The following is a 25,643-nucleotide window of genomic DNA, read 5'->3' as shown; positions in this document are numbered from 1 at the left end:
GTCTCGATGGGTGATACAGAGCAGACGAGTGATTCGGCCATGCATGCCCAGTACGATGAGGGTGTTTATGAACTTAAACTCTATGTGGTAGGCAATAACAGGAGGAGCCAGCTAGCTTTCGATAACCTGAAAGATATCTGTAATAAATATCTCGAGGGAAAGTGCCGTATCGAAGTCATAGATCTCATAAAGAATCCAGGTCTTGCCAGAGCAGATCAGATAGTAGCTATTCCCACTCTCATTAGAAAGAATTACCCTGGCAGGAGAATAGTAGGGGATCTCTCTAATCAGAAGAAAGTCCTGGAAGCCCTGGATTTGAGAATCTCCAGTTTCATAGGTGTTGTTAATGAAAAAGGCCCTGTAGAAAAAATCTCCGAAGAGGAATCGAAAGCTCGTATCGTGAGGAGCAAGAGGTCGAAAGACGATCTTCAGCCTTACATCGGCAGTGGTTTATGCGGGCAACGATCTCAAAACCCGGACAAATGGACATTTTATTTGCCTTATAGCCCGTGTTAAATAATCGAGGGCCCAAACTGCAGAGAAGAGGCCCGCCCGGGAAAGTAATTCTTCTTAGGTTTAAATGGTGGAAATTCGATGGAAGACGCAGCACAAAATAACAACGGACCTGAGCTTGTCGAGTCCGATACTACTCCTGACCCGGAATTTTATATCCTGAGGTTATATGTGGCCGGCCAGACTAAAAAGAGTTTGACAGCCTTCGCAAACTTAAAAGAAATCTGCGAAGAGCATCTTGGCGGCAGATACAGGATCGAGGTTGTAGACCTTCTGGAAAATCCGCAGCTAGCCAGAGGAGACCAGATACTGGCTGTCCCAACACTGGTTAGAAGGCTCCCCCCACCTATAAAGAAAATTATAGGAGACCTCTCGAATACTGAGCGCGTCCTTGTAGGCCTGGATCTACTCCCTGTGGGGGAAGCTAATGTCCAAAAATGAAGAGACCGAAAAATCGGATGTCAAGGATTCCACAGCCGCCTTTGAGGAAGCTCTGGCTAAAACGAAAGATAAAAAATACGTTCTGCACCTGTATGTTGCTGGGATGGGGCCCAAATCCATACAGGCGATAGATAATATCAAGCGCATATTTGATGAGTATCTGCCCGGCAAGTACCAGCTGGAGGTTATCGATATCTATCAGAATCCGGTCTTCGCCAGAGAAGGTCAGATAGTAGCAGCTCCAACCCTCATAAAAGAGCTTCCCCCGCCTTTGAGGAAGCTCATAGGCAGCATGTCAGATACTGAAAGGGTTCTGTTAGGAATGGACCTGATATCCAAACCTAATGAAAATGATGAAAAACAACAAGAGTGATCGACGTTTGGGGAAGGACGTTGTAAATATGAGTTCGAAATTGGCAAAAGGTCGGGGGCCTGTATCGTATGAGGCATTGGCAAATAAGAATCATGCCTTAGAGGCTGAAATACAGGATCTTAGAGCACGTCTGGAAGAGGCTGAAGAACTCAAGCGTGCCATCAGCGAAGGGGATCTCGATGCCCTGGTGATATCCGGACCTGAAGGGGAGTTGATCTTCACCCTGAATAGTGCCGATCAAGCATATCGTGTCCTTGTGGAGACAATGAATGAAGGCACTGCCACCCTGGCTTTCGATGGCACTATCCTTTACTGTAACCGTCAATTTGCAGAACTCGTGAAGCTGCCTTCAGAGGCTGTAGTAGGCACATCTATCTATCGATTCATTGCGCCTGAGAACGCTATCAAATTTAAGGCACTCCTGAAGCAGGAGGCAGGCAGGGGGGAGATAAATTTCCAGGCTAGTGGAGGCACTTCTTTGCCCGTGTACCTGTCCGTCAGCTCATTAAAGTCAGAGGGGTCTCCGAATGCCTGGTGTCTTGTGGTCACAGACCTGACCGAGCAGAAGAAGAATGAAGAAATCGTTGCTGCTGAGCGCCTGGCTCGATCAATCATAGAGCAGGCTGCCGAAGCCATAGTAGTTTGCGATACATCGGGAAGGATAACTCACTTCAGCAATGCCGTGTCCAGGATCTGCAGGTGCGATCCGACGTTCCAGATATTTGAAAATATTATTGATATACAGTTCTCAGAAGGAGAAGATGCCGGCAAAAGCATTCTTCCTGTCTCCTCTGCTCTGAAGGGATTTTCTACTATCGGAGTGGATGCGACCTTTGAATTAGAGGATTGCCAGAAGTCCCACTTACTTTTAAACTCAGACCCTCTCAAAAATGACGAGGGCAAGATCGTAGGCTGTGTGGTTACTCTTGCGGATATTACCGAGCGCAAACAGGCTGAGGAAGCTTTGCGGGAGAGTGAGGAACGCTACCGACTGCTCTTCACAAACATGAGCGAAGCTTTCTTCCTTGCAGAAATCATCTGTGATAAAGATGGTAAGCCGTATGACTATCGTTACCTTGATACAAACCCTGCCTGTGAGCTCAATTCAGGCGTAAAAAAGGGACAGATAGTAGGCAAATCTCACCTGGAAGTATTTCCCAACGCGAGCTCCATAGCGATCGAAGAATTAGGTAAAGTGGCACTCTCAGGCAAGTCAAAGCATTTTGAAATTTTTAGCCAGGAGACTGGCAAGTATTTGGATATTTACGCGTTCAGCACTGAGAAAGGGAAATTCGCGGCAATTTTTAGAGATACTACCGAGCGCAGGAAGGCTGAGGAGGCGCTACGGGAAAGCGAGGAGAAGTACCGCGCCATCATAGAAACAGCAAATGAAGGTATATGGATAGTTGACCCTGAAGCCAGGACTACTTATGTAAATAAGAAAATGGCTGAGATGCTGGGATGTACTCAGGAAGAAATGATTGGAAGGTCAGCGAGGAACTTTACCGATGAGGAAAGCGCGACCATCTCCAAAAAGAATATGGAAAAGAGGCAGCAGGGCGTCGATGAAAGCCATGAATTTAAACTAATACGTAAGGACGGCTTACCTTTATGGACGCTTATAAGTGCTAAATCCATGTTCGACAAGAACGGCAAGTTTATAGGTTCCATGAGCATGCTCACCGACATCACCGGAAGAAAAAAAGCAGAAATTAAACTAGAAGAAACATTAGACAACTTGGAAAAAACAGTTAAAGAACGTACTGCAGAGCTTGAAAAGGCCTACAATTCTTTGAAAGAAAACGAAAAAGGTCTTGCTGAAGCCCAGAAAATGGCTCATATTGGAAATTGGGAGTGGGACATTGTAGCTGATAAAGCATACTGGTCTGAGGAAATGTATCGTATTTTCGGACTCAATCCTCAAGAATCAGCGCCACATTACAACGAATTTTTAAATTATGTACACCCCGATGATCGAAATTATGTCAATAGTAACATTAAAAAAGCCATAAATGGAAGTCCTTTTAGTATTGATTTCAGAATAATTTCAGCGGATGGAATAGAGCGCATAGTCCTCAAGCAAGGCGAAGTTATTTTTGATGAGAAAAATGCCCCTATTGGAGTGAAAGGAACAATCCAGGATATTACAGAAAGCAAGCTTGCTCAGCAGAAATTACAGCAAAGTGAAGAAAAGTACCGCTCTTTTATACAGAATTTTAAAGGCATTGCTTTCCAGCTAGATAAGGATTTTAATTTAGAGTTCATTCATGGGACTGTTAAAGAAATAACTGGATATACTGAGGAGGAATTAGTTTTTGGGGGATGGAAACAGGCTATATTGCCTGAGGATTTAAATCTCATCCTTAGAGAAAATAAAAAAATGAAATCTTTTGATGACTATTACGGAGAGTTAGACTATAGAATAAAGTCTAAGGATGGAAATGTAAAATGGGTGCATGATATCCACCAGAAAATCCAGAGAAAGGGCAGAGAAACCACATACACCGGGATAGTATACGATATCACCGAGAAAAAAGAGGCTGAAGAAGCCCTGGCGAAGATAGATAAAATCCGCATAAAAGAAATCCACCACAGGATCAAGAATAACCTGCAGGTTATCTGTTCTCTGCTCAGTCTTGAAGCTGATAAGTTTAGCGATGAAAAAATACTTGAAGCCTTCAGGGAAAGCCGGAACCGCGTAGCTTCAATGGCTCTTATCCACGAAGAGCTGTATAAAGGTAAAGGAGCGAAAAATCTTGATTTTGCAGCATATCTTCGGAAACTGACTGCAGATCTCTTCAGCTCATATAATCTTGGCAATAATATAAACCTGAAAATAGATGTTGAGCAGGTTTACTTTGGCATGGATACTGCAATACCTCTGGGGATTATTGTAAATGAGCTGGTATCAAATGCCCTGAAGCACGCTTTCCCTGCCGGAAGGAAAGGCGAAGTTCATGTAAACCTTTGCAAAAAGGAGAGTTTTGCCTCAAAGTGCGGCATTTCCCCTGGTCCGGATTGTATGGAAAAGAACGGCTTCCATTATATGCTGACAGTAACGGATGACGGAAAAGGAATACCAGAAGAAATAGAGTATCAGGATGCGGATTCTCTTGGGCTCCAACTTATAAATATCCTTGTTGAACAAATAGATGGCTGTATCGAGCTTAGAAGAGATCAAGGAACAAAATTCATAATATGGTTTAATAATATAGATAAATGAACCAGCCATGACTTAGATTCAATAAAATTTTTATTAACCGAGTGTTCCGGCTGAAGATGTACAAAACTCTATTTTTTGAAAACTTTTCATAACTCACCAGTGAGTAGAGACTTCTTTTGAATAATTGATACTGTTGGTGAAGGGTTGATGCTTTTCCTGAGATCATATTTTAGATCTCAGAATACTTGCATCAATATTCTGCCTTTTAGTTTTCTATATCGTGCATATACATAGCTAGAGGACATTAACAAAAAATGATAGTACTTCCTATTTTTACCGGTAGTATGCCGTACTTCCCAGTATATATATACTCCGGACATAATATTACAGTACTGTAGAAGAGAGGAGGGATTGGAATAATAGACTTTGCCTGCAGGGAATTCAAAATAGAAGACGTAATCAAGTGCGCTCTCAATCTTACAAAAGCTGACCTGAATGTAATGAAGTACTTTTTAAACGAATCCGAAAAATGGGTTGATACTGATGCTCTTTCGAAATCTCTGGATCTGGATATTTCTACAGTCCAGCGCTCCGTAAAAAAGCTGCACGAAAAAGAGATTCTTCAGAGGTCGCAGCAGAACCTTGATGGAGGGGGCTATGTCTTCATTTACAAAATTCATTCCAAAAATAAGATTAAAAATATCATTCAAAAAATCGTCCAGTCCTGGGCTGACAGACTCGGACAGGAACTTGAACGATGGGAAAACGGAGGTTAATTAAAATGCTCAAAATCACTCCTTACCTGGGAATTCTTGTACTGATCGTTTCTATCGGTGGGCTCTGGTACCCTGCACTCGGGTACTTTATGCTGCTCGTCTTTGCGGCAATTTTTCTGAGCAGCCCTTTCAGAGGAAGATGGTTCTGTGGAAACCTCTGCCCGAGAGGAAGCCTTGCTGATTTCTGGATCAGCAAAATTTCAAAGAAAAGAAAGATCCCTGGAATCTTAAGGAGCCTGTGGGTGCGTCTCCCTATCTTTTTCCTGATGATGGGGTTTATGAGCTACAGGATAGCAAGCGTTTTCGGGAGTCTTAACACATTCGAGAAAATAGGCATGGTTCTGGTCACCATGTGCCTTGTGACTACCTCAATTGCAATCTTTCTCGGAAGTTTCCTGAGCCCGAGAGCCTGGTGTTCCTTCTGTCCAATGGGGACAGCCCAGCGCCTGCTCGGAGGAAAGAGGTACCAGCTGAAACTTGAGAAAGACAAATGTATCAGCTGCAAGAAGTGTGAGAAAGTATGCCCAATGCAGCTTAAGGTCTGCCAGAACGAGACAAAACCCGACTGTATCAAATGCGGACGCTGTGTGAGTGTCTGTCCTAAAGATGCCCTTCACTTTTAAGTATCAAACTTAATTATTTTCTATTTTTTTCATATTTATTATAGTTGTAAAATAAGGGGAGCCAGAAAAATATGACAGCAAAAAATGTACCGGAACTTTCAGAAGCCCAAAAAACAGAGCTCGCCGAACTCTTCGGGGAATATGTTAACCTTGAAAAACGCGATCGTCACTATTATAACCACGATATAGGAGCCTTACCCCCACTCGTCAAGAAAGTACTGGGTAACACCGACCCTGCTGCGGTCGTAAAAATCCGGACAGAAGAAGATGCAGTAAAAATTCTGGAATTTGCAAACAGGCATAAGGTTCCGGTTGTCCCCCGTGCAGGGGCTTCCTCGGGGTACGGCGGGGTAATCCCTACAAAGGGAGGCGTAGTCGCCGATGTCACATTACTGAATAAGATCATAAACATAGACCCCGAAGGGCAGAAAGCGGTAGTCCAGAGTGGGATTATCTGGGAAAAGTTAGAGAGGAAACTGAAAGAAAAAGGGCTTTCAGTCAGGGCAATCCCTTCAAGTGCTCCGTCCTCGACCGTAGGAGGCTGGCTGGCACAGAGCGGAGCCGGGTATGGGAGTTATGAGTTTGGCTGGGGCTACGAGAGCATGGAAAACGCCCGGGTTGTCCTCCCCAATGGAGAAATAAGGGATTTTTCAGGCTCTGAACTGAAAAAGTTGATAGGGACGATGGGGACCACAGGTATCATCACCGAAATTACCCTGAAAGTCCAGAAGCTCGAAGAGAGAAGAGCTGTTTCTGCCAGTTTCCCAGACGCTTCAGCCATGAAAAAGGCGGTAGAAACAATAAGGGAAAAAAACATTCCCCTCTGGTCAATCTCTTTCCTGAACCCCGAATGGGCGGACATGAAAAATAAATCGCCCCAAAAACTCCACTATGGGGAAATTGTGGATAAGAACAGGCCTGTGTTGCCTGTTGCTTACGTCTGTACCTTTATGTACCCCGCTTCCAGGGACGTTTCCGGCCTGAAAGAAGCAATCGAGAATGCAGGCGGGACAGTTCTTCCTGATGAGATTGCAAAGCACGAGACTGAGGAATGGTTCAAGTCCATGAAGGTTAAAAGGCTCGGTCCCTCCTTCATCCCTGCTGAGATCCTGGTACCTCTTGAGAAGATGGACAGTGCTTTTGAAGAAATTGCAAAGAGAATAAAACTGCCGGTGCTTATCGAAGGGATGGTTATCAGTGACGGAAACGTTGTACTCCTCTGCTTTATGCGCCATTCCGAGCGCTCTATACTCTTTAATACCGCCTTCGCACTTTCCCTGAGCATCCTGAAAATTGCAGAAGAAAACGGAGGTAGAGCTTATTCTTCCGGTCTTTTCTTCGCTTCTAAGAAAAAAAGCGTATTTGGAGACAGGCTTTCGGAAATAGAAGCCCTCAGGAAGGAATTCGACCCCAACGGGATCATGAACCCTGAGACCCTGGAAGGAAAAGGGCTCCTGAATACCGCCGTGTCCCTCGGCTCTTCCTTCGAACCCATGGGAAGGCTTGTTGGAAATATGTCAGGAATCGGGGAAGTTTCCTTCAAAGATGAAAAAGAAATTCCTGCAGATATTGCCGAACTTGCCTACTCCTGTTCCCAATGCGGGTATTGTGTGAGCGAGTGTGACCAGTATTACGGCAGGGGCTGGGAGTCACAGTCGCCCCGAGGAAAATGGTTCTTTATCAAGGAATACCTGGCTGACCGGGAAAAACTTGACCATAGGCAGACGAACACCTTCCTTGCCTGCACCACTTGCCAGATGTGCGACGCCCGCTGTGAGCTGGACATGCCGATCGAACATGCCTGGATGACAATGCGCGGAAAGCTGGTTGATGAAGAGAAAAAGATGACCTTCCCACCCTTCGAGATCATGGCTGCAAGCCTCCTGAAGGAAAGGAACATCTGGGCAAACCTCAGCAAAGACAGAGACAAATGGATTCCTGACGACATCAGGGCAAAAATGAAAGACAAAGCAGAGTACGCCTACTTTGCAGGCTGTACCGCCTCCTACGTGGAAAAAGACGTGGCCGTAGGGGCAGTCCGCATGCTCGACGATGCAGGAGTTGAGTTTACAGGGCTGGGAGACAGGGAAGCATGCTGCGGGATTCCCATGCTGGTTGCCGGGAAATGGGATGTCTTTGAAAAGATCATGCGGATGAACGTCTCCAACATGAAAAAGAAAGGCGTAAAAACCGTGATCACTTCCTGCCCTGCATGCTGGCTTATGTGGCACACAGTCTATCCCCAGTGGGCGGAAAAACTGGGTATTGAATACGGGCTTGAGACAAAGCACTATTCCGAAGTCCTGGTGGAGCGCCTGGACGTATTGAAGCCCAAATTTAAGAAACCTCTGAATAAAGTGGTTGCCTGGCATGACTCCTGCCACCTGGGAAGAGCCGGGGGCAAGATATACGAACCCCCAAGGGAACTTTTGAAAGCCATCCCTGGCCTCCAGTTTAAAGAACTTGAACACAACAGGGAACAGGCCCACTGCTGTGGTTCGGTGGTGAGCCTTATTGCCGAGCCTCCGGTTGCATATAAACTTGGAGGTATGAGGCTTCAGGAAGCTGTAGATGTAAACGCAGACATCCTTGCAGCTCTGTGTCCCTGCTGTACGGTCCAGTTCCGTGTTGCAGCCGAGAAAAACAACATGAACATAGAGTCCCAGGACCTCGGCGCCCTTGTTGCAAGAAGCCTCGGCTATGACATCCCGGACACGACAAACTACGCCCTGCAGTCCTGGGTGCCCTTTGAGAAGATGATCGACCTCATGCAGACCCAAAACATGACCGACCTGATGGTAGAACTCCTGCCCCAGATGATGGCCACAATGCCAGCTCCCCTTCAGGCCATGATGAAGATGGTTAAGTATGTGCCCGGAATGGGTGCCATGATGAAGTCCATGATGCCCATAATGATGCCTATGCTCATGCCTTCTGTCATGCCGAAGGTCATGCCTGATATGCTCAAGGCTGTTGAGAGGCGGGTCCCTATGCCTGATTACATGAGAGAGCAGCTCCCGGACCTCATGCCAAAGGCAATGGAGAACCTGATGCCGAATATGCTTCCCGAGATAATTCCATTGCTGACCCCACGGATGATCGAGTACATAAAAACGCATTAAAAAGCATCAAAAAAGCACCGAGAGTTCAACGTACAAAACCGGTAAGCAAAAAAATCGAAGGAAAAGTTTAGGGATTCCTTCGACACACCCTTTTTTAAGAAAATAGAGCAAAAACATTACTGAAAATAACACGTGATTTGTTAGCTATGGCAACAACACTACTCGCATTAAGTATACCAATGATAATTACAAAATCACTCAATTGGTCAATGTTATTCATGATTTCACTTATAATTACAACCACATTCATTGATTACAGAATAAAAGTAAACCAAAAAAGTCAACCACTAACTGAAACCGAAGAATGATTGAAATTAGGCAATAAAGAGGATTCTACAAGCCTAACCAAATGAACGGTCCCATATATTACCATAATTTCCATCACGACTTTATTTCTGTACTCTCCGGAATTAACTTAATATTTAAACCTATTCTTCCATAAAGCCGAAACTCTGGACTTTGGGCAGCAAGAAAGTCTTTTATTGTTTCAATTTTCGTTTCATGCTATCAACATCAAAAACAATCCGAAAACAAATCCTATTCCGTAGAGCAAAATACCGGTTTCCATATCTCCTTCTTCACGCAATATTGTCAATACATCACTAAAAGACCCTAAAGTAAACATTATTGAAAAAAGGAACAACCATGCTCTCCAATTATGAGTTACAACCCTAATTTTCTCCAATCCTTCAAATACTCCTGTTATAACAGTTATTATGGTATCCCCTTCATCTACAGAAACGCCCGTTTTAATGTAAATTCCGAATAAAATTCCAGCAATTGAACCCTCTATTAAAGCTCTTGACATGGGCATAACTTACAATAAGGAACTAAAAATAAGGAACTAAACTGTATTAATTTTTAGTATATGTAAGTGGATCAATAATATCTGTGTAAACATGTAACTTTCATAAAGAATGAATAATGATGTCTTTTTGCCAATTTTCGAGACAATTAGGCTCTAGTACTGCGGTTCTGAAATAAGTTATAAAACTTGACTTTTGAATTGATTACATTGGTCATCGGTGAAGGAATTTTCTTGCCTGTATGCTATCGATTTTAGAGCAAAAGTTAATCTCAAATTTCGAACATCAAAACTAAAATCGAGACCTTGTTCCAACTTCACATCAATATATATGAGATATTTTGCGGAAATAGAGTAATTTATCATGATTCCTCTCTTAACCGAAGGCGCATGGAATTGATTAACCTATCACGGATTTTTTCACTAAATAAGGAAATTTTTTTGGGATCGAAACACTAGAATTTTTATTAGTCCTCTTGAGCGAAGCGGAGCGAGCGAAAAGGACCTCGTGCTCCCGAAGCGAAACTCGGGGTATTAAAAGGACCAGAAGACCCTGTTTTCAAGATTTAGAACCTGGCCTCCAGAGGAATTCTTATATAGAAGTGCTTGCATTAAGAATAGGAAAAATTACGCACAAAGATAAAGTGCTCAGAAATACTACTGATAAAAATTCATAGAAATTCATATCATTATAAAGGAGACTAAAGTTTGGCAGCACAACCGATTTTTATTTTAAGAGAAGGCAGCAAGAGAACTCACGGTTCCGACGCTCAGCACAACAATATCATGGCCGCAAAGGCAGTGGCTGAGGCAGTAAGAACCACTCTTGGGCCCAAGGGTATGGACAAGATGCTTGTAGACTCAATGGGAGACGTCGTCATCACCAATGACGGTGCAACCATCCTCAAAGAAATGGACATCGAGCACCCAGGTGCAAAGATGATCGTAGAAGTCGCCAAGACCCAGGATGCCGAAGTAGGGGACGGAACCACCACAGCAGCCGTGCTCGCAGGAGAATTCCTGACAAAGGCAGAAGACCTGCTGGAAAGCGGCGTGCACCCCACTGTGATCGCAAGCGGTTACAGACTTGCAGCAGACCAGGCTACAAAGATCCTGGAGACCATCACTATCAGTGCATCTCCGGAAGACATTGAAACTCTTGTGAAAATAGCAGGCACAGCCATTACAGGAAAGGGCGCAGAGTCCCACAAAGACCAGCTTTCCAGGCTCGCAGTCCAGGCAGTTAAGTCCGTTGTCGAGATAAGCGAAGACGGGAAGATAACTGTAGATATCGAGGACATAAAGACAGAAAAGAGACCTGGCGGCAGCATTAAAGATTCAGAGATTATTGAGGGTGTAATTGTCGACAAGGAACGCGTTCACACCGGCATGCCGGAAGTTGTGAAGGATGCAAAAGTCCTTCTTTTAAGCGTGCCAATCGAACTCAAAAAGACGGAAACCAAAGCCGAAATAAAGATCACCACCCCTGACCAGATGCAGCTTTTCCTTGACCAGGAAGAATCCATGCTCAGGGAAATTGTGGAAAAGGTAATCAAAACTGGTGCGAATGTGGTCTTCTGCCAGAAGGGCATTGATGACCTCGCCCAGTACTACCTGACAAAGGCAGGCATTTTCGCAATGCGCAGAGTCAAGAAGAGTGACATGGACAAACTCTCAAGGGCAACAGGTGCAAAGGTTATCACAAGCATGGATGAAATAGAGGAGTCCGACCTCGGCTATGCCGGTCTTGTGGAAGAAAAGGACGTTACAGGCTCCAGAATGACCTTCGTCACAGGTTGCAAGGACAGCAAGACAACCTCAATCCTTCTACGCGGCGGAACAGAGCATGTAGTGGACGGACTTGAGAGAGCCCTCGAAGATGCTCTCAGAGTAGTGGGTGTTGCCCTCGAAGACCAGAAGATCGTTGTTGGTGGCGGAGCACCTGAAATAGAACTGGCCCTGAGGCTCAAAGAATACGCAGCAACCCTTAAAGGTAGAGAACAGCTTGCTGTAATGAAATTCGCCGAGTCCCTCGAGATCATTCCCCAGACCCTTGCAGAAAATGCAGGACTTGACCCGATTGACATGCTTGTGGAAATGCGTTCCCAGCATGAAAAAGGTAACAAGAGGGCTGGACTTAATGTCTACACAGGCAAGATCGAGGATATGTTCGAAAACAATGTTGTCGAACCCCTCAGGATCAAAACCCAGGCAATTAATGCAGCTACAGAAGCAGCAATCATGATTCTCAGAATCGATGATGTAATTGCTTCATCCGGTATGGGAAGAGCAGGCCCAGGCGCAGGTCCGGGCGGCGAAATGCCGGAAGATATGTAAGAATTCAAAACTAAACGTAAGAATTTAAAACTAAGCTGGTGGTTTCCGGAAAAGTTCAAATTTTCCGGGCCCCTTTTTTGTGATTCTTTTTTATAAACCTCTTTTAGAAATCTCTTTTAGAAATCTCTTTTAGAAATCTTTTTTATAAACCTCTTTTAGAAATTTCTTTTAGAAATGGGCTTTTATCTGAGAGGAATAGAAATCTATTTTCAGCATATATTTTTATAGGAAGAATAGTTTCCAGAATAGATTTTTTTGGAAAATTTTCTTAGAAATTAGTTCAAGAAAAGTAAAGAAAAAAACGTTTTTCAGGAAGATGATGGCATGCTAAAGCCAGATCTTTATTAAAGAGAGTTACTTATTAAAGAGAGTTACAAATTTCGGAAAAAAACATTTTTCAGATTGAAGTCTGGCACAGTAAATTAAATTTAATAAAATTACCGAGCTTCATAGCACGAGATTTCCCTTGCATCTACTTTTACAGGTTTCCCGAGTTCATTTGAAACAACATTTCGTACCCTTGCCATACACCTGCATTCAAGTTGAATGCGGGCTGACAGGGTTTCTCGCTCTTCAAGGTATAGCTCATTTGAGCTGACAAAGGAGTGAACCGATACCTGTTTTTGAACAACCCTCGCTATGAGTCCCTGAGTCCCATCAGTAAGGTCCTGAAGGCTCGTAGAAGTCAGGAGAACACTATCTCCTGCATTGAGCCCGAGTACTCCGAAGAAGTTCTGCGGATTCCGGATTTCAAGAGTCCTGAGCTCGTGTGTTTTCAGGATCTCAATTACGGAATCGGCAATTCCTGTTAACGTGGTGTACTCCATAGGATCACCCGTACATTGGGAACTCCTTTTTGACTTCTCCTTTCCGCTCGGTAGCCTGAACATCTTCAGAAAGTTTCTGGAGTTCGATTTCTATGCGCTCAGCCTGTTCTATAAGCCTTTCAGTGCTGACCGAAAGCCCATACAACTCATTAAGGACTCCAATCACAGAAGATGCAGCTCTTGGATCTGGGTTCTGAGTTTTTGTAGCCCCGAGCAGGCTAATTGCGGGAATCCCACGCAGCAAGCATTCAGCCATTACGCTGCCCGAAATTCCGGAAATAGTTCCCATCTGGAAAATTTCTACTTTGTCCCTGATTTTATCCAGCATTTCCGACGTGGTAGCTGCTCCGAAAACCTTGTGCCCTCCATCCATAATGGCAATCCCCGCAATAGAAGCAATCTCCTTGACATTGATAGATTCAGCCCAGTCCACGAGAGCATTGCTCACATCATAGGAAACCGAGTGGCTGATAGGAATATCGGAGATGACTATAATGATGTTGTGTTCTACGTTTTTGTAGATCCGTACAGGCATGTTTATAAGCCCTTCATAGAGCACTGCAATTGAAGGAAAATACCTGGACTCAATGGAGCCTATATACTCCATATTCATCTCTTCGATCATGTGCTGACTCGCAATATTCCCCACAAGCCCGATTCCGGGAAAACCTTCAATCAAAACAGGGTTTTTTGACTGCACAGGTTTGGTAATAATCTTCACGTCATTGTCGTCATAGTCTGTAGTAGTTGACAAAAAACCACCTCAATGAATACAACCCCTATGATTATATCTGATCTAATCCTAAATAAACAAGTTTCTCGCCAGCCCGGATCTGTGTTACTTTCTGCGCAGACATCAATAAAAAAATATCGATGAATCCGGGATTCCGAATGCCATAACCCTCTTTTTCATTAAAAGAGAATCCTTTTAATATATATCTTTTCTCATGACAGAGGAAAAATAATTCAGATTAGGAGCGTTTATCCTGATTAACATACCTTCTCCTCTAGATGCCTGCTAATGTAAACTGCGTTCATGAAGAATAAGAAAAGGAGAGGAAAAAGAGTTTCATAGAAAAAAGTTTCATAGAAAAGAAGGAAAAATAACAGGAAAAAGACAGAAAAGTGGCAGAAATAAACTTAAAAAGTTTATAAAATAACTAATGAAAGAAGCTCATGAAAGAAAATTAAATCAAACACAGGAGGAAGTAATTCATGGAAAAACCAGTTCTTTATTTGGACAGCGTAGGTGAAGGAAACACAGACGCAGTTGTTGAGGCTGCAGCAAAAAGAGCAGCAGACCTTGGAATATCCCACATTGTAGTTGCCAGTACCAGTGGGAAAACCGCTCTAAAAATGGCAGAGGCAGTAAAGGGCAGCGGCATAAAGGTAATTGGAGTAAGCCACCAGTACGGGCAGAAAGAAAAAGGCGAATGGGAAGTAGAAGAAGAGTACAAAAAGAAGCTTGAAGAACTTGGAGCAATAATTACCACCCAGTCACATATGTTTTCCGGAATAGAGCGTTCGATAACAAAGAAGTTCGGAGGCTATTCAAGGCTTGAAGTAATTGCCGATACCCTGCGTTCCCTTTTTGGAAAAGGTTTCAAGGTGGCTGTAGAGGTTGCCATTATGGCAGCAGACTCAGGCCATATCCCGGTCTCGGACGACACCGAAATCATAGCCATAGGAGGCACAAGGTGGGGTGCAGATGTGGCTCTTGTACTGAGGCCGGCTCATAGCAATGATTTCTTCTCCCTTCAGATAAGGGAAATAATTGCAATGCCGCGGGCAAAAGAGGACTGATTCAGAAAAAGAAGAATAAGATAAGAAAAAACCGGGCAGAGAGGGGCTACAGCTCTGCTCTGTTTTTCCGCAGTTTACCTGCTTACCTGTAGTTCACCTACTTGATTGAGATCAGTAAAGGAATTGGGGCCCTTGATTATAAACGAATACACTGTACTCAAACTAAAGAGAGTAAATCTTTATTTTTTAAGTCCCGGGGAGCAAAGCAGGCAGATGCAGCTTTCTACACCAGGTGGTCTTCCTTACCAGTCCCCAAAGATAAATATATCTGAGAGGCATCTATAACCGCGGCATGTCAGCTATATTCGAAATTCTAGACAAGGACGCAGGCGGCAGGATAGGGAAACTCAGGACTCCACACGGGACTGTTGAGACACCTACTGTCATGCCTGTAATAAATCCGAACATTCAGCTTATCTCCCCGAAAGAGATGAAAAGCTTCGGGGCAGAGATTCTGATCACCAATTCATATATTATTTACCGGAAAGAAGAGCTGCGAAGTGTCGCCCTTGAAAAGGGGCTGCATGGACTCCTTGGCTTTGAAGGGCCAATTATGACAGACTCGGGCTCTTTCCAGCTTTCAGTATACGGGTCGGTAGAAGTTACAAATGAAGAAATTCTAGGATTCCAGCAGAAAATCGGGAGCGACATCATAGTCCCACTTGATATTCCGACCCCTCCGGATGTCCATTTCAGGAGAGCGGAAGAAGAACTTGCAGTCACTGCCGAACGCCTGGAAGCTGCCCGCAGATTCATTCAGGGGGAACAGCTCCTTGCAGGCCCGGTACAGGGCTCGACCTATCCCGAACTCAGGGAAAAAGCTGCATCTTACCTGAAAGACTTGAACTTTGAAGTTTATCCCCTGGGGGCAGTTGTCCCGCTAATGGAATCCTATCGTTACGCAGAGCTTGTGGATGTAATTGCCGCAGCCAAAAAAGGTCTTTCTCCAACCTCACCTGTACATCTTTTCGGGGCAGGGCACCCTATGATGTTTGCTCTTGCAGTTGCTCTTGGTTGCGACCTTTTTGACTCGGCAGCCTATGCTCTCTATGCCAAGGACGGACGTTATATTACTGTTAACGGGACGTATCATGTAGAAAAACTGAACTACCTTCCCTGTTCCTGCCCTATCTGTTCTAAATATACTGCCGACGAGCTGAGAAAAGCCAAAAATAAGGAGGAGCTTCTCGCAAGGCATAACCTTTATGCAACCTTTGCAGAAATCCGGCTGATCAAGCAGTCCATAAAAGACGGAAAACTGCTCGAGCTTGTTGAGCAGCGCTGCCGTGCCCACCCGAAACTTCTTGACGGATTGAAAAAACTCTATACCCACTCTGCCTGGCTGGAACAATATGACCCTGCAACCAAAAGCACATACTTTTACTGTGGCCCGGAATCCGCCTCTCGGCCGGAAGTCCTGCGTTTCGGAAAGCGGCTGGAAAGGTTCAGCATAGAAGGTTCGGCAATAATACGAACAGGCCCGGTTAAAGGAGAAAAGGACTATGACCGGATCCTGATATTTAAAGCGCCTTTTGGAGCTTTTCCTGCAGAAATGGAAGAGGTTTATCCCTTCAATGCCGAGATTTCGAAGTTTCCGGACTATGAAGCTCTCAGCACAGCCCTCTCAAATACAATTAAATTGATGGATCTGAACCCTGGGGCAGAATTTACCTTTATTTGTGAAAGGGAGTTTGAACATCCTTTGATCGAAGAAATCGGGAAAAAAGCAAAGCTCGTATACAGGGATGCCTGGAAAAAAGAATAAGCACATCATAGCCCCTAAAGGGGCCTGGATTTTTTACGGATTCTTAAATCGGTCCCAGGGGTCCTCATACATCTCATAAACCCTCAGTTGCTGTCTCATGGCAGGATTCTCCTGAAAAAGAGAAAAAGGAAACTTTTTTGAGATGCCAATGTTTATAGGACTAACTGTAAAACCCCTGATAACACTAAAAATCTGACAATTCCCGATAATACAACCAACCCCCAATACAAACCAGAAAAGCACAGGTGAAAAGATTGTCCCTTACAGCAAGAATCGGGGAACTCAGCCCCTACCTCCGGCTGATGAGGCCCGAGCTCTACTACATGGACCTTACCCTCCCGGCCTCAAGCGCAATCCTTGCTTCCTACCTGGCAACCGGAGGGCTGCCCTTATTTGTCCCCTTCTTGATTGCCGTGATAGGAGGCTTTGCGGCCATAACCAGTTCATATGTTTTCAATGACTGCTGCGATGTCGATATAGACACCATCAATATTCCGGACCGTCCTCTGCCTGCCTCGAGAGTATCGAAGAATTCGGCGATGATGTACGCCTTCTTGCTTTTGCTTATCGCAGGTGCGGCAGCTACGTACCTGAACCCGGAATCCCTTGCAGTCCTGTTTATCGCAGCTGCAACTATTACTATTTACTCAATCTTTGCAAAGCGCAGCACCTTCCTGAGTTTCCTGCCTGTCGGCATCTCCTACGGGCTCGTGCCTGTGGGAATCTGGCTCGCCTTTGACCCTGCAGGAATCCTTAAAGGCGGTGACGGAGTGATCCTGCCCCTGCCTGCAATCTGCTTCGGACTCATGATTTGCGTTACAGACTGGGCTTTTACTCTGGGAGGCGTTGCCAGGGATGTAGAAGGGGACCGGCTAAAAGGTGCCCCGACTTTGCCAGTAACCTTTGGAATTCCATTTACCGCCAGATTTGTAACCTTCTGGTGGATTGTCGGAGTTATTGCTTCAGTTATAATAGGCTGGTCAGCCAGACTCGGACCGGTATTTTTTGCAGGAGCTCTTGCCTCAGGTCTCTGGATGCTTTCTCAGTGCCTTGATTTTATCAAGCATCCGACGCCTGAGAGGGGCGGCGCGCTTTTCCTTAACGGCTCAAACTACAGGGCAATAATGTTCGGGTCAATGATCCTGGATGTGGTGCTCTGCATATATCTTGGATCTTACACCTCCATTCTCTGGTGAAAAAAGGATAGAAAAAAATGGATGCGGATATCATTGTAATGGGGGCGTCCCCTGCAGGGCTCATGGCAGCCAGAAATGCCTGTGAAAAGGGTGCAGATGTTCTTCTGCTGGAAAGAAAAGAAGAGATCGGGACTCCACCACACCCTGCAAACTCTTTTTTTAAGGGGATGCTTGACAGGTGCGGAGAAAAGGCAGACTCGTCTTATATCGTGCATTACCTCAAGGGCATGAAAATCGTTTCTCCGGAAGGACGAGAAGTTATCATAGAAACACCTGGCTATTCTATCGACAAAACAAAATTTGACCGGTTTTATACAGAGAAAGTGATTAAAACCGGCGTTAACCTCAGGACAGGAGTAGAAGTAAACGATATCCGAAAGGAAGGCGGGGAATTCGCTGTCTGGACTTCTTCAGGGATATTCAGGTCGAAGCTTGTAATCATTTCCGATGGCATCAATTCAAAAATGGCGTCCCTTCTGGGTCTGAAAACAATGAAGCACCCGGAGGATATTGCCTGGGGAATCGAGCTGGATATCAGGGCGGCAGGGCTTGGGAAACCTGAAATGTTTGAGTACTATGTGGGAAACCATGCTCCCGGCTGGAAGACTACATATGCACCCAGGGGAGGAGATAATGCTGCAATCGGAGCTTATGTGCGCAGGTGCGGCAAGGATGCGACTCCTTACCTGAATGCCTGGATTGAGCGTTTCAAAAAGCTTAAAGGGCTCGAAGAAGTAGAAGTTGTAAGAAAACTTTCCGGGGGAGACCCCATTGTGACCATACCTGGTGAGTACATAATGGACGGAGTAATGGTAGCTGGAGGAGCTGCAGGTCAATCCGGGATAGGTTATGCAATGAGGGCAGGCCAGATATGCGGAGACGTTGCGGCAGATGCTGTGAAAAAAGGGGACATTTCAAAAAATGCTCTTTCGGAATATCGGAAAACCTGGGAGAGAGAATTTAAGGTAGAGCATTATCTGGGCCGTATAGGGCTTGAAACTCTCAGGAAGATGACGGACAGAGAAATCGATGAGATGGTAAGGGTATTTGAAAAAGAAGACCTATCTTTTATCCACGGCAGCGCCTTTGAACAGGCTATGCATGTCTTTACATTCATGTTGAAAAAGAAACCTTCAGCTATGCTAAAATACAGGGCATTCCTGAGGAATAAATAAACCGGAGACGAAAGGCAAGCTGGAAAAGATTGAACTGAAGAAACGGAAAAAACGAAACCGGAAAAATAGAACGGAAAACACAGAAAGGAAAAAATCACCAGAAGCCAATGCAGGGAAAATATGCAGTACGAGTTTTATAAAAATCCCCTTTTCAGGGTCTATGCCGAAATTGAAAATGGGTGCTTGAAGATGAAAACCGATGGGGTAGCATCTCCACTCATGAAAAAAATCCTTACGGCAAACATCTCAATCTTTGACGGCGAAAAGCCTGCAAATGTAGAAGCTGACCGCCTGATCTATTCCACCTGGATGCCTCCTATTCCGAGTCCGAGCTTTGACCGGCTTGTGAAGAGCCAGCTATCGTCAATTTTCGGAAAAAATATGCCTGACCAGGTAACAATCTCAGTTACCGAGGATTGCCCCAACAACTGCATCCATTGCGCCCTTCCGGATACAAAAAACAGGGCAAAGCTTTCACCCGAAATCATTAAAGATACAATCGACCAGGTGCTCGAAATGGGCACAACTTTTGTAATTTTTGATGGTGGAGAACCGTTGACCTATCCTGGTCTGGAAGCTTTGATAAACTACGTTGACCCTGAAAAAGCCATTGCCGGTATGTTCACTTCGGGAGTCGGACTGACAGAAGAACGCGCAAGGAGCCTTAAAGCTGCAGGGCTGTACTCGCTTACAGTCAGTTTTGACAGCGCATATGAGGAAAAGCATGATTATGTAAGGGGCAGGAAAGGAGTATTCAAAAGCGCGGTTGAGGCGGTTAGGAACGGACTTGCAGCCGGGTTGCTTGTAAATATATATGTTGTGCTTTCAAGGGACAATGTCAATGAACTTGATGAACTCTACACCCTTGCAGCAGATCTCGGAGCCCATGAACTCTCTTTCTACGAAATAGTGCCGACAGGCAGATGGATGGACCACGCATCCGAGATAATGACCCCGAAAGACCTCAGGAAATTTGACAATTTTGTATCCCGGGTAAGGGAAAAAGAAGGTCCCAGAGTTTTTCCAATTCCACAGGTTATGAAGACCACAGGCTGCATGGCAGGCAGGAAATGGCTGCACATCACGCCTGAAGGAAATATCCTCCCCTGCGCCTGCATCCCTATCCCCTATGGAAATGTCCATAGGGACAAGATAAAAGATATCTGGAAAAAAATCAGGGGCGAACCTGCATATAACGCAAAATGCTGCCTTATGAGAGACCCCGAATTCAGAGAAAAATATCTGAAGCTTCTGGAGTGAGCTCCGGACTTTTTGAAGAAAATATTTATGGGTTATTCCGATAGCTGTAAAAGGAATTTCCAGCTCTTTTTTTCACGTGCCTTATGCGGCTTGAACCTCAATATACATCAAATAAAAGGAAAAGCATCAGCCACGCCTGGAATACAGACAGTCAAATATTAACCATGCAGAAGAGGATGGCAAAAAAGCGAAAGCAAACTACCAGCACAAGGTCCGAAACAAACACAGCTTGAAAACAAAAAACTCGATTGGATAGCGTAAGCAGGGAATATAAAAGGCAGTAAACAGCCAACAGCGAACAGACCGCAGGTTCCGGTACTGAGCTGATAATGGGAAACTGAGATGGTAACAGAAAAAGGAGTGCAGGTAAAGGCGAAGTTGCCTTCACTTGCAATGGAAATTAAAAATTCCAGCGATGTAAAATCTATTCTATGAGATTGATTAGACTAAACCAGACCGCTGAAGGGTCATCAGGTCTTCGGTAGTAAGCTTTGCTCCGCCCTTGAACTTCTCGAAGATGGATTTGGCATCCTTCTGGAGTTCGGACTTGACAACACGGGACTTTCCGTCTTTGTCTTTCTTCTTAAGCTTGAAGATTTCTTTGTCAAGATCCCTGATTTCTTTCTGGGCGTTGATGAAAACCTTGTGCTGCTCGTCAGCTGCTTCCTGGGCTTTTACAAATTCGCGGTGTGCAATATCCGACTCTGCCCTGGTTCTGTCAGCTTCCTTGAAGGCGGTAATCATTTTCTCGTGGTATTCCTGGGCCTGCCTGGCATACTCGGCAAGCTCGTTGTGGAACTCCGAAGCCTCGTCTCTGATTAGCTGGGCTTCATCGAGGATAGTTTTCAGTTCGAGGTTGCCTTCGAGCTGGACTTTTTTAACCTGGTATTGTTTCTGAAGTTGTGTAATCTTACCAACGAGTTCTCTTTCCTTGGTGGTGCTCAGGACTTCAGTCTGCTGGGTGAATTCAAGGCGATCGATATCTTTCCTTAAGGCTTTGATTGAGGGCCCGCCAAGGTTATTCTGCTTCCTGATGGAATCTGCCTTTGCAAACAGGTCGTTTGCTCTGGCGTTGGTATCATCGCGCTTGTTCTTATATTCGCTGACCTTTTCGTTGATCTCGTCCCTGAGAACTTTCAGTTCCTGGGCTTCGTTGATAAGGTCTTTTGTCTTCTTGTTCAGGTCATTGCGCTTTGCGGCAAGAGCGCTGGCCTCAGCGTTTAAAGTATTCCTTTTTTCCTTGGATTCTTCAGAAATGTCCTTCAAATCTGATCTTTTTTTCTGCAATTCCTTTAGCATCTCTTATTGTGCCTCCCGGTCCAGCAAAAAAGCTGGCATTTTAGTAGTGTTCGATGTCGACATGCTGTGCCTGATTACAAAATTGATAAGAAAGAGACTCAAGAACAGGGATCACGGCTCTAAGGTCTTTGATTGTTATGACCACGTCCGCATATTCCCTAAGGATGGGCTTTGGATTGAAAGCTATGGCAAAACCTGCTATCTCAAAAATACAGGCATCGTTTGCGCCGTCCCCGACAACCACACACTGCTCGGGCCTGACATTATAGAGCCTGGCCAGTTCCTCGAACACCTTTGCTTTGGAATCGCTTTGTGTGACAGGACCGACAACTTCGCCCGTGAGGCAGCCGTCTTCCACAAGCAGTTCGTTGGAGACAACGAAATCAATACCAAGCTCTTTACCTACCCTCTCGGCAGCTATTGTAAATCCACCGGAAATCATCGCAGTCTTATAACCCCTATTTTTAACATGCAGGACAAGTTCGGCTGCTCCCGGCATAAGATTGATCTGATTTACAGCATCAAGGGCAGTTTCAAGGGGAAGCCCCTTAAGAAGTCTGACCCTTTCTGCAAGCGCTTGCTCGAAATCGAGGTCTCCATACATCGCTCTCTTCGTAATCTCCTCTACTTTGCTTACAACACCTGCAGCCCTGGCGAGCTCATCGATGGTCTCAGCGTCTATAAGGGTGCTATCCATATCAAAAACAATGAGTTTGTTTTCAGTAGAATTATGTATAGGACAGTTCACTCAATCAAAACCTGGACCTGAATATCTATAGATATAGCGGGACAATTTCCCGAAAAAGGGCACACTGCCCAGAGTACCGTTTAGGGGTACCCCCGCAGCCTGACATAATATATGCGCCCTGACATTAAAAGCCCACCAACGGATAAAGTTCTTCAAATTATAATGCGGGTTTCGCGAAAACAAAACCACAAAACAACAGCATTGATGTCAACGTTTTTGAGTGAAATAAATCACATCCCTTTTAAGCTTTTCGGAGGAGCAATGAAACATACCGAATAATGATTATAAATAGGACAGATATATATAAAATAAGGGTGATAAGGGATGAAGATTGCCAAAAGGATTATAAACCCTTTAGGAATTCCACTATTGAAGAAAAAGGTCAACACAGGATTTTGAGAAAAATGGTCAACATAGGCTTTATAAAAATGGGCAACCTGGGAATGAGCCAGGTTATTAATTTAATCCAGGATGAAATTGCAGCGCGAGAGGGAATTACTGTAAGAGTATTCGGCACTGGTGCCAAAATGGGCCCTGCCGATGCTGCGGATACTGAAAGCTTCAAGCAGTGGAATGCTGACTTCGTGGTAATTATCAGTCCGAATGCAGCAGCTCCAGGCCCTACCGCAGCCCGTGAAATATGGAAGGACGTACCTTGCATCGTAGTTTCAGACGGCCCTACAAAAAAGGAAGCACGTGAGGCTTTTGAGCAGGATGGTTTCGGATACATTATCCTTCCGGTAGATCCCCTTATCGGAGCAAAAAGGGAATTCCTTGACCCGGTCGAGATGTCGGCCTTCAATTCCGACGCTATGAAAGTACTTTCCGTCTGTGGTGTTGTAAGGCTTATCCAGGAAGAACTCGACAAAGTAACAGAACAGGTCGCGTCCGGAAGGTCAGGAAAGGATCTGGAACTCCCGCATATCTTCGCAAAACCTGAGAAATGTGTTGAACATGCAGGCTTTGCAAACCCTTATGCAAAGGCAAAGGCTCTTGCTGCCCTCCACATGGCTGAGAAAGTTGCACAGGTTAACTTCCCTGCTTGCTTTATGTTAAAGGAAATCGACCAGGTATGCCTCACAGCCGCAGCCGGGCACGAGATAATGGGAGCCGCAGCACAACTCGCAACTCAGGCAAGAGAAATTGAAAAATCCAATGACACAGTCTTCAGGCAGCCTCACGCAAAGAGCGGAGCCCTGTTGAAAAAGGTCAGGTTATACGAAAAGCCAGAGTAACGCCGGAAAATTTTTTCCGGTTTTAAACTCAGACCCTGGATTTCATTAAGTACTGGAGGAGTTAGAAAAATGTCCCTCTTAAGCCTTGAAAAGAGGTAGGGACAAAATCCTCCAATAAAAAGAAATTAGTTTTTCCTTTTTTTATAAAGTTGTATTTGTAGCCCTGCTCTGCTTCATTTTTTTGCATCTTCTTCTACTTCTTCCAGTACAGAGGTATATTCCTGAAAGACGGATGGAAGATCAATAGTAGCCAGAAGATCCACAATCCCGACAGCCGCAACAACCTTTCCATCCTTTGAACAGATAGGCGCGACTACCACATGTTTTCCACGATACATGCCTTCTGCGGGAACTTCATGGGCAATTTTGCTGGTCTTCAATACCTCTTCGAGTACAGGTCCTGTATAATCCCTGTCAAGGACTTTTCCCTTTTCCAGGCGAAGTCCTCTTCTTTTAAGGCTTCTAATGGTGGTAGGGAGTCCCATAAGAGAGTGTATCGCAACTGCTATTGGCTCAAGATCTTCAGGGCCTGAGTCTTCGGATATAGTTAGGGAAATAATGTTTTCACCCCCAGAAAGTACTTGGCAACCGGTACAACAAAAACAGGAGTCTCATGAACAAAAAACTGACCCCTTTTTCTGCCTTATTTAGATTATATTTTTTCAAAGAATATATAATCACTCCTCATTCTCAAGCGCTTTTATGAGCGCCTGCTTGTGCAGTTCTCCAGACTCATGAATCCCCCCCATGTCGCCCCTTGCAGCCCGGCAGGGATAGTGCTGGACCAACAATCCGGCTTTTGGAGGGGCATCCTCTACAGGGACTCCGACAATTTCCTTTGCCATATACCATGTACTCCCGCAAGGGGCACCTTTTATGACCTCAACTTTAGCTATTTTTCCGTTCTCGGTCTTAACTTTCAGAACAGGAGATCCGAAAATCTCAGCAAAGGGACGGTTGAAAGAGTTGGGTTCGAGGGTGCAGCAAGTCTCATCCACCTCTACATCCATTCCGGAAGCTTCGGAAATCTTTTTAAGTTCGGTAACCGATGCCCTGGAAGGGCCCCCTGGAATAATCAAAGAGCGCACTCCGGCTTTTGCGGCAAGCTTTGCAATTGCTGAGGTCAGGTCAGGATGCAGGGAATAACTAACCACAATGTCGGCAGAAAAGACGCGCCCATCGAAATTCAGGCTTTCCAGAAACTCATCCGGTTCCTCAATGAATATAGGCACGAACTCAGGCAGGTCGGCAGTTACAACTGAGAAATCACTGTGTTCCTTTACAGTTTCAACAAGGCGATGCCCGTACTTGCCCCTTGTGATAACTCCTATTACGGTCATTACTTTAAGGTATTTTTAATATTTACATAAATAGATGCTTATTTTATCCGGAACTACTGCCCTGACCTGCCAGCTGTCCGGCACTCTCTAGAGGCTATAAATATAGATAGTGCATTTGAATGAAAACCTGTAAAGAAAAAATTTAAAGGCGGTCCTTATGAGAGGCAAACTGATCACACTTGAGGGTATTGATGGTTCAGGCAAGAGTACGGTTGCAAAAAAAATTCAGGAAAACCATAAAATTAGCGTTTTTGAACCGGTTTTTACCAGGGAACCGACAAGAGGCACCCTTACTGGAAATGCTGTCGAAAAAACGATCCAGTCTGATACAGACCAGCTTGCCGAACTTTTTCTTTTTACAGCTGACCATGCCGAGCATCTGGCAAAGCTTGTGAAACCTGCACTTGAAAACGGGAAAACCGTAATCTCTGACCGTTATTCTGACAGCCGCTATGCTTACCAGGGAATAACCCTTAAAAACCGTCTTGAAAACCCGCTCGAATGGGTAAAGAGCCTGCACAGGGGCTGGACCGTTGTTCCGGACCTTACTTTTCTTTTCGACATTGAGCCTGAAATCGCGGTTGAGCGCTGTGGGAAGCGGGGAGAGCAGACCAAATTTGAAAAGATAGAATTTTTAAGGGGAGTCAGAGAAATTTTCCTTAGCCTTGCCGCAAAGGAGCCGGAGCGCTTTGTGATAGTTGACGCATCCTGTTCCCCGGAGTATGTGGAAAAAACAGTTGTGCAAAAAATTCTCGAGTTTGTTCAAGAGGATTGAATGAAATATTGATGAGATTGATATGAGATATTGATATGAGATATTGACATGGGATATTGATAGGGTA

At 44.9% G+C, this 25,643-nt stretch carries 23 protein-coding genes; 16 read left to right on the top strand and 7 right to left on the bottom strand.

Annotated features, from left to right (window positions below; translation table 11 throughout):
• Window positions 1-6: 6 nt before the first annotated feature.
• From FXV91_RS00900 to FXV91_RS00865, 8 genes are all read left to right on the top strand, one after another.
• The gene (locus FXV91_RS00900; RefSeq protein WP_229387415.1) at window positions 7-516 is read left to right on the top strand and encodes a circadian clock KaiB family protein; all 510 of its coding nucleotides are present in this window, start codon (window positions 7-9) and stop codon (window positions 514-516) included.
• Between the two features lie 78 nt (window positions 517-594).
• The gene (gene kaiB, locus FXV91_RS00895) at window positions 595-954 is read left to right on the top strand and encodes a circadian clock protein KaiB (RefSeq protein WP_229387413.1); all 360 of its coding nucleotides are present in this window, start codon (window positions 595-597) and stop codon (window positions 952-954) included.
• Window positions 941-1,327 carry a circadian clock KaiB family protein gene (locus FXV91_RS00890; RefSeq protein WP_229387411.1) on the top strand — a complete coding sequence of 129 codons (387 nt, stop codon included), beginning with the start codon at window positions 941-943 and terminating at the stop codon, window positions 1,325-1,327. The genes kaiB and FXV91_RS00890 overlap by 14 nt, the downstream gene beginning before the upstream one ends.
• A 28-nt stretch (window positions 1,328-1,355) precedes the next feature.
• Window positions 1,356-4,550: a PAS domain S-box protein gene (locus FXV91_RS00885; protein ID WP_229387408.1), complete on the top strand. Its 3,195-nt coding sequence runs from the start codon at window positions 1,356-1,358 to the stop codon at window positions 4,548-4,550.
• A gap of 356 nt (window positions 4,551-4,906) precedes the next feature.
• Window positions 4,907-5,266: a MarR family transcriptional regulator gene (locus tag FXV91_RS00880; RefSeq protein WP_229388555.1), complete on the top strand. Its 360-nt coding sequence runs from the start codon at window positions 4,907-4,909 to the stop codon at window positions 5,264-5,266.
• A gap of 5 nt (window positions 5,267-5,271) precedes the next feature.
• Entirely contained in the window at window positions 5,272-5,889 is a 618-nt protein-coding gene (locus FXV91_RS00875; protein ID WP_229387406.1) for a 4Fe-4S binding protein, read from the top strand.
• A gap of 71 nt (window positions 5,890-5,960) precedes the next feature.
• A complete protein-coding gene (locus FXV91_RS00870) occupies window positions 5,961-9,011 on the top strand; it encodes an FAD-binding and (Fe-S)-binding domain-containing protein (protein WP_229387404.1) in 3,051 nt (1,016 codons plus the stop codon).
• 146 nt (window positions 9,012-9,157) lie between these two features.
• The gene (locus FXV91_RS00865; RefSeq protein WP_229387402.1) at window positions 9,158-9,319 is read left to right on the top strand and encodes a hypothetical protein; all 162 of its coding nucleotides are present in this window, start codon (window positions 9,158-9,160) and stop codon (window positions 9,317-9,319) included.
• Window positions 9,320-9,510: 191 nt separating this feature from the next.
• On the opposite strand, the gene FXV91_RS00860 is transcribed toward FXV91_RS00865, so the two are convergent.
• Window positions 9,511-9,819, bottom strand: coding sequence for a hypothetical protein (locus FXV91_RS00860; RefSeq protein ID WP_229387400.1), 309 nt, complete (start codon window positions 9,817-9,819; stop codon window positions 9,511-9,513).
• A gap of 705 nt (window positions 9,820-10,524) precedes the next feature.
• Here FXV91_RS00860 and thsB point away from each other — a divergent pair.
• Window positions 10,525-12,153 carry a thermosome subunit beta gene (gene thsB / locus FXV91_RS00855; RefSeq protein WP_229387398.1) on the top strand — a complete coding sequence of 543 codons (1,629 nt, stop codon included), beginning with the start codon at window positions 10,525-10,527 and terminating at the stop codon, window positions 12,151-12,153.
• 437 nt (window positions 12,154-12,590) lie between these two features.
• Here thsB and FXV91_RS00850 read toward each other — a convergent pair whose 3' ends face one another.
• Window positions 12,591-12,980, bottom strand: coding sequence for a DUF473 domain-containing protein (locus FXV91_RS00850; RefSeq protein ID WP_229387396.1), 390 nt, complete (start codon window positions 12,978-12,980; stop codon window positions 12,591-12,593).
• 4 nt (window positions 12,981-12,984) lie between these two features.
• Window positions 12,985-13,734, bottom strand: coding sequence for a proteasome assembly chaperone family protein (locus FXV91_RS00845; protein ID WP_229387394.1), 750 nt, complete (start codon window positions 13,732-13,734; stop codon window positions 12,985-12,987).
• 461 nt (window positions 13,735-14,195) lie between these two features.
• On the opposite strand from FXV91_RS00845, the gene FXV91_RS00840 reads away from it, so the two are divergent.
• The 5 genes from FXV91_RS00840 (at window position 14,196) to FXV91_RS00820 (ending at window position 20,179) form a co-directional block, all read left to right on the top strand.
• On the top strand, window positions 14,196-14,783 hold the full coding sequence (locus FXV91_RS00840) for a pyruvate kinase alpha/beta domain-containing protein (RefSeq protein ID WP_229387392.1): 588 nt from the start codon (window positions 14,196-14,198) through the stop codon (window positions 14,781-14,783).
• A 292-nt stretch (window positions 14,784-15,075) separates the two neighbouring features.
• Window positions 15,076-16,548: a tRNA guanosine(15) transglycosylase TgtA gene (gene tgtA, locus FXV91_RS00835; RefSeq protein WP_229387390.1), complete on the top strand. Its 1,473-nt coding sequence runs from the start codon at window positions 15,076-15,078 to the stop codon at window positions 16,546-16,548.
• Window positions 16,549-16,802: 254 nt separating this feature from the next.
• Window positions 16,803-17,744 carry a UbiA prenyltransferase family protein gene (locus FXV91_RS00830; RefSeq protein ID WP_229387388.1) on the top strand — a complete coding sequence of 314 codons (942 nt, stop codon included), beginning with the start codon at window positions 16,803-16,805 and terminating at the stop codon, window positions 17,742-17,744.
• A 17-nt stretch (window positions 17,745-17,761) separates the two neighbouring features.
• Window positions 17,762-18,919 (top strand): NAD(P)/FAD-dependent oxidoreductase, encoded by a 1,158-nt coding sequence (locus tag FXV91_RS00825; RefSeq protein ID WP_229387386.1) that lies wholly within the window; start codon window positions 17,762-17,764, stop codon window positions 18,917-18,919.
• A gap of 120 nt (window positions 18,920-19,039) precedes the next feature.
• Complete coding sequence (locus FXV91_RS00820; protein ID WP_229387384.1) at window positions 19,040-20,179, top strand: radical SAM protein; 1,140 nt, start codon at window positions 19,040-19,042, stop codon at window positions 20,177-20,179.
• A 441-nt stretch (window positions 20,180-20,620) separates the two neighbouring features.
• On the opposite strand, the gene FXV91_RS00815 is transcribed toward FXV91_RS00820, so the two are convergent.
• Together FXV91_RS00815 and serB are read right to left on the bottom strand one after the other, a co-directional pair.
• Complete coding sequence (locus FXV91_RS00815; RefSeq protein ID WP_229387382.1) at window positions 20,621-21,478, bottom strand: coiled-coil protein; 858 nt, start codon at window positions 21,476-21,478, stop codon at window positions 20,621-20,623.
• A gap of 40 nt (window positions 21,479-21,518) precedes the next feature.
• Window positions 21,519-22,226, bottom strand: a complete 708-nt coding sequence (serB, locus tag FXV91_RS00810; RefSeq protein WP_322225167.1) for a phosphoserine phosphatase SerB — start codon at window positions 22,224-22,226, stop codon at window positions 21,519-21,521.
• A gap of 404 nt (window positions 22,227-22,630) precedes the next feature.
• Here serB and FXV91_RS00805 point away from each other — a divergent pair, with 404 nt between their 5' ends.
• On the top strand, window positions 22,631-23,461 hold the full coding sequence (locus tag FXV91_RS00805) for a F420-dependent methylenetetrahydromethanopterin dehydrogenase (RefSeq protein WP_229388553.1): 831 nt from the start codon (window positions 22,631-22,633) through the stop codon (window positions 23,459-23,461).
• Between the two features lie 173 nt (window positions 23,462-23,634).
• Here FXV91_RS00805 and FXV91_RS00800 read toward each other — a convergent pair whose 3' ends face one another.
• Window positions 23,635-24,021 carry a DUF2111 domain-containing protein gene (locus FXV91_RS00800; RefSeq protein ID WP_229388551.1) on the bottom strand — a complete coding sequence of 129 codons (387 nt, stop codon included), beginning with the start codon at window positions 24,019-24,021 and terminating at the stop codon, window positions 23,635-23,637.
• Window positions 24,022-24,138: 117 nt separating this feature from the next.
• Window positions 24,139-24,801 carry a DUF166 domain-containing protein gene (locus FXV91_RS00795; RefSeq protein WP_229387377.1) on the bottom strand — a complete coding sequence of 221 codons (663 nt, stop codon included), beginning with the start codon at window positions 24,799-24,801 and terminating at the stop codon, window positions 24,139-24,141.
• Between the two features lie 157 nt (window positions 24,802-24,958).
• On the opposite strand from FXV91_RS00795, the gene tmk reads away from it, so the two are divergent.
• Window positions 24,959-25,576: a dTMP kinase gene (gene tmk, locus FXV91_RS00790; protein WP_229387375.1), complete on the top strand. Its 618-nt coding sequence runs from the start codon at window positions 24,959-24,961 to the stop codon at window positions 25,574-25,576.
• Window positions 25,577-25,643 lie beyond the last annotated feature (67 nt).

Origin of the sequence: Methanosarcina sp. DH2 (assembly GCF_020804225.1) — an archaeon.
GTDB lineage: Archaea > Halobacteriota > Methanosarcinia > Methanosarcinales > Methanosarcinaceae > Methanosarcina.
The sequence above is the reverse complement of the archived record's forward strand: the minus strand, read 5'-3'. Positions and strand labels throughout refer to the sequence as shown.

Excerpts from the sequence above, each read along its gene's own strand:
- tmk (WP_229387375.1), top strand. The coding sequence starts at position 24,959 with ATGAGAGGCAAACTGATCACACTTGAGGGTATTGATGGTTCAGGCAAG.
- FXV91_RS00850 (WP_229387396.1), bottom strand. The coding sequence starts at position 12,980 with ATGGAGTACACCACGTTAACAGGAATTGCCGATTCCGTAATTGAGATC.
- FXV91_RS00865 (WP_229387402.1), top strand. The coding sequence starts at position 9,158 with ATGGCAACAACACTACTCGCATTAAGTATACCAATGATAATTACAAAA.
- FXV91_RS00820 (WP_229387384.1), top strand. The coding sequence starts at position 19,040 with ATGCAGTACGAGTTTTATAAAAATCCCCTTTTCAGGGTCTATGCCGAA.
- FXV91_RS00825 (WP_229387386.1), top strand. The coding sequence starts at position 17,762 with ATGGATGCGGATATCATTGTAATGGGGGCGTCCCCTGCAGGGCTCATG.
- FXV91_RS00900 (WP_229387415.1), top strand. The coding sequence starts at position 7 with ATGGGTGATACAGAGCAGACGAGTGATTCGGCCATGCATGCCCAGTAC.
- FXV91_RS00840 (WP_229387392.1), top strand. The coding sequence starts at position 14,196 with ATGGAAAAACCAGTTCTTTATTTGGACAGCGTAGGTGAAGGAAACACA.
- FXV91_RS00885 (WP_229387408.1), top strand. The coding sequence starts at position 1,356 with ATGAGTTCGAAATTGGCAAAAGGTCGGGGGCCTGTATCGTATGAGGCA.
- kaiB (WP_229387413.1), top strand. The coding sequence starts at position 595 with ATGGAAGACGCAGCACAAAATAACAACGGACCTGAGCTTGTCGAGTCC.
- FXV91_RS00815 (WP_229387382.1), bottom strand. The coding sequence starts at position 21,478 with ATGCTAAAGGAATTGCAGAAAAAAAGATCAGATTTGAAGGACATTTCT.
- FXV91_RS00860 (WP_229387400.1), bottom strand. The coding sequence starts at position 9,819 with ATGTCAAGAGCTTTAATAGAGGGTTCAATTGCTGGAATTTTATTCGGA.
- tgtA (WP_229387390.1), top strand. The coding sequence starts at position 15,076 with ATGTCAGCTATATTCGAAATTCTAGACAAGGACGCAGGCGGCAGGATA.
- FXV91_RS00795 (WP_229387377.1), bottom strand. The coding sequence starts at position 24,801 with ATGACCGTAATAGGAGTTATCACAAGGGGCAAGTACGGGCATCGCCTT.
- FXV91_RS00890 (WP_229387411.1), top strand. The coding sequence starts at position 941 with ATGTCCAAAAATGAAGAGACCGAAAAATCGGATGTCAAGGATTCCACA.
- FXV91_RS00870 (WP_229387404.1), top strand. The coding sequence starts at position 5,961 with ATGACAGCAAAAAATGTACCGGAACTTTCAGAAGCCCAAAAAACAGAG.
- FXV91_RS00805 (WP_229388553.1), top strand. The coding sequence starts at position 22,631 with ATGGTCAACATAGGCTTTATAAAAATGGGCAACCTGGGAATGAGCCAG.
- FXV91_RS00875 (WP_229387406.1), top strand. The coding sequence starts at position 5,272 with ATGCTCAAAATCACTCCTTACCTGGGAATTCTTGTACTGATCGTTTCT.